This window comes from Endozoicomonas sp. SESOKO1 (assembly GCF_024606265.1).
In the GTDB taxonomy this organism is placed as follows: Bacteria; Pseudomonadota; Gammaproteobacteria; order Pseudomonadales; family Endozoicomonadaceae; genus Endozoicomonas.
This window is the reverse complement of record NZ_JAHHPP010000311.1, coordinates 1-3,752: the sequence shown is the minus strand read 5'-3', so window position 1 is coordinate 3,752 and position 3,752 is coordinate 1. Positions and strand designations below refer to the sequence as shown.

At 52.5% G+C, this 3,752-nt stretch carries 2 protein-coding genes; both read left to right on the top strand.

The window, feature by feature from the left end:
* A partial coding sequence (locus tag KDK13_RS14000) for a LacI family DNA-binding transcriptional regulator (protein WP_257285594.1) occupies nt 1-876 on the top strand: 876 nt, incomplete at its 5' end.
* Nucleotides 877-1,284: 408 nt separating this feature from the next.
* Nucleotides 1,285-3,492: a 4-alpha-glucanotransferase gene (gene malQ, locus KDK13_RS13995; protein WP_257285593.1), complete on the top strand. Its 2,208-nt coding sequence runs from the start codon at nt 1,285-1,287 to the stop codon at nt 3,490-3,492.
* Nucleotides 3,493-3,752: the final 260 nt, after the last annotated feature.

Sequence of the window (3,752 nt, the reverse complement as noted above, 5' to 3'; positions counted from 1 at the left end):
ACCCGCAAGAAGGTATTGGAAGCAGCGCATGAACTGAACTATCAACCCAATTATATGGCCCGGCAGCTGCACGGGCAGGATGCCTTTGTGGTGGGTGTTGTGCTGGGGCTGGACCTAGGCACTATTTCACCTTTTGCATTAAAGGTTTATGAGGCACTGAAGATTGAGCTGGAGCGGCAGGGGTACTGGGTCAAGCGGGTGAAGTTTTCCCCTGAAGGCGAGTTGATGACGCTGGCCAAAGCTTATGTTGGCATTGGCTTACACCATGAGGATCCCCGTTATCAGAGGGTTCAGGAGCAGGAGGCTCCCTATGTCAGTATCGGTGATGTGCGGGAGGAGCATTTCTGGGTTGCTTCTAATGATGAGCAGGGTGGTTTTCTGGCCACTACACACCTGCTCGGGAATGGTTGTCGCACTATTTACTATGTCTGCCTGCACAGTGACCATGCGGTTTCGGACATGCGTTACCAGGGCTATCGCAGGGCGATGCTGGAAGCCGGGCTTATTCCCTCGGAAGCCATAGAAATATCTGTGGATACCGGTCTTCCTGCATTAGACAGTTATCGTCGTATACGTGGCCTGCTGGAATCAGGAATCAAGCCTGATGCCTTTGTTGCTTTTTCTGACATTGTTGCCACCGGTATTTCCATGGCACTGGCTGATACCGGTAAGCGGGTACCGGATGATGTCCAGGTGGTGGGTTACGACGGTATTGATGACCGCTATCACTCACTGACGACGATACGCCAGGATATAGACAGTATTGCCGTTCAGGGGGCAGAGCTGGTGATGGAGGCCATGAAATCCTGTGAGCCCCGTGGGTGTTGGCTGGATGTCTTTCTGCGCCAGGGACAGACCTCCTGTGATATGACCTGAGGCTGACAATCCATGTTCCTGATCATGACAAAATAAATTGATTTATATCAAGATGTCACGAATCACACCAGAAATTGAGCATGCTGTAAACGTTTTACGATTTCATTCAGTACCCAATTCATTAATTATATCGCCGTATTTCAGGTTTCAGGTCTGTTGTCCCTACATCGGGTGGGTTGATGAATTTGAACATTAGTATTTGACTGTTGCTACCGCCTCATTTCCACGGGAAAGTGTGGGGATGAGGATAATTTACACGACTAAATTTGCACAATTGTTGGCTACCCCGGGAATTGCTGTCGAATAATTTCGACATGTTGAATCTATTGAATGCAAATTATTCAGGAACCATTCTTTAATGGGTAGCGGGCCTGCTTTAGAAGAAACACAATGCTTGGAAGAAACACAATGCCTGATCTTCAATTAATTGACCGTCTGGGTGACCTGTGTGGCATGGCCAGCGGCTATCAGGACTGGGATGGCACTCCGGTGGCCATCGATACCGAGAACAAGATTCCCCTGCTGGCGGCCATGGGTTATGACATCAGCAGTAATGCAGCGCTGAAAAAGGCGATAGCGGCCACACAGTTAAAGCTGTGGGAGTCTCCTTTATCGCCTGTGACGGTAGTGCATCAGGGGCAAAGCTTCTCGTTTGAGCTGCGTTGCCCCAGAAGTAAACGTCCATCGTCTGTTGAATTGCTGATAACGCTGGAAAATGGTGACCAGGTTATCCATCATGCTGATCTGGCCATGGCGGTTCTGTCCGAAACGGTGAAGCTGGAGCGTAAGGAATATATCGCCCTGAAGGTTTCAGTACCGCAATACCTGCCGTTGGGTTATCACACCCTGGCCGTTCAGGGTAAAGGGCTGACGGCAGAAGCCGGATTGATTGTGGTGCCCGAAGTCTGTTATGAACCGGAAGCCATGAAACAGGGCGCTAAAATCTGGGGTTCCGGTATTCAGTTATATACCGTTCGCTCTGAGCGCAACTGGGGGATGGGAGACCTGACCGATCTGGGTGATCTGGCCGCGGGTCTGGGGAAGCAGGGAGCTGATTTTGTTGGCCTGAACCCGGTGCATGCATTGTACCCGTCCAACCCGTTGCACTGCTCGCCTTACAGTCCATCTACCCGCCTGTTTGATAACGTGCTGTACATTGATCCTGAGCAGGTGGCGGAGTACACAGACAGTGCCGCAGCCCGGGAGATGGTAGCGAAACACGGGGAGTTGATTGATCAGTTACACAGTACCGACTTTGTTGAATACGACAAGGTCGCACCGTTCAAAATGTCAGTGCTGGAACTGTTGTTTAATGAGTTTTCTGAAAAGCATCTGGGTAAGGGAACCGACCGGGATCTCGTGTACACGGCTTTCTGCCAGTCGAGGGGAGAGCGATTGGATCAGTTTGCCCTGTTTGAAACACTGTTTGAGCATTTCAGGAAAAGTGATATCAACAGTTGGGGTTGGCGCTGCTGGCCAGAGGCTTACCAGACGCCGGACAGTGACGAGGTCAGGGCCTTTGCCAAAGCGCATCAGGCACGGATTACGTTCTTCAAATACCTGCAGTGGCTGATGGATGAGCAGCTGCACGCGGCCCATATAAAAGCCAAAGACGCCGGTATGCTGGTCGGCCTCTACCGTGACCTGGCGGTGGGTGTAGACAGCAACGGAGCAGATGTCTGGGCGGATCGAAACTTATTTGTTCTCGAAGCCAGCACCGGTGCTCCACCGGATGGTCTCGGCCCTATGGGTCAGGACTGGGGTTTGCCCCCGTTCAACCCGGTGGTCTTGAAAGAAGAGCGTTACCAGCCTTTTGTTGAGCTGATTCGGAACAATATGCGTAACTGTGGTGCGTTGCGCATTGATCATGCCATGGGACTGTTTCGCCTCTGGTGGTGTCCGAATGGCAGCACGGAAAACAGCGATGAGAGAAAAGGCGCCCGTTACGGCTGCTACGTCCGCTATCCACTGCAGGATTTACTGGGCATTATCAAGCTGGAAAGTCATCGCCAGCAGTGCCTGGTGTTTGGTGAAGACCTGGGTGTGGTGCCACAGGAGATCACTGACAGTCTGCCACCGGCAAGAATGTACGGCAGTGTGATGGGTATTTTCCAGCAGAATGAGGGTCGTTATACGGCACCTGATGAATATCGTGAAAAAGCCCTGGCGATGCTGGTGTGCCATGACACACCAACCCTGAAAGGCTGGTGGGATGGCAGAGACATCGACCTGATGGCATCCCTGGGCTTTTATTCCGAAGAGCGGGCCACTGCTGACCACCATGCCCGTGAACAGGCCCGCAAGGCGGTACTGGCTACCCTGGCTGACCTCGGGGAATTCCCCGAAGGCGTCGACCTTGAGGGAGATACGGCACCGGTATTCAGCCGTGAAATCATGGAGAAATTCAGCTATTACCTGGCCCTGTCGGCTTCGCAGATAGCGGCCTTCCAGCTGGAAGATGTGATGATGATTGATTCCCCGGTTAATGTACCGGGCACCAGTAGTGAATATCCAAACTGGCGTCGTCGTTTACCCCGGAGTATTGGTGAAATGCTGGCCAGCAAAGAAAACCGGCAGTTCTTTGCCAACCTGGGTGGCTGCCGGAAGGCAAAGTAGCGTCTGGCTGCCCCCTTGCCATTGCTATCCTGTGCGTTGGCTCCCTTAAGGAGCCGACACACAGGCCCTACTGATATACATCAAAGATGCTTTGTCAGCCATATAGATGCGCTGTTTTGAGTATGATTCGAGTTGTCGGGTAGTTAGGGGCGGGGCCGACTTACGCTGAGAGATCCGTTTTCTCCTCCCCATGCCCTGGGTGGTGATCCATACCAGGAGCCTGTCCGAGAATAGCGCCCGTAGCGAGGATGGCAGAAAAT

Bases quoted from the DNA above. Each gene is read 5' to 3' on its own strand.
- malQ (WP_257285593.1), top strand. From the start codon at position 1,285: ATGCCTGATCTTCAATTAATTGACCGTCTGGGTGACCTGTGTGGCATG.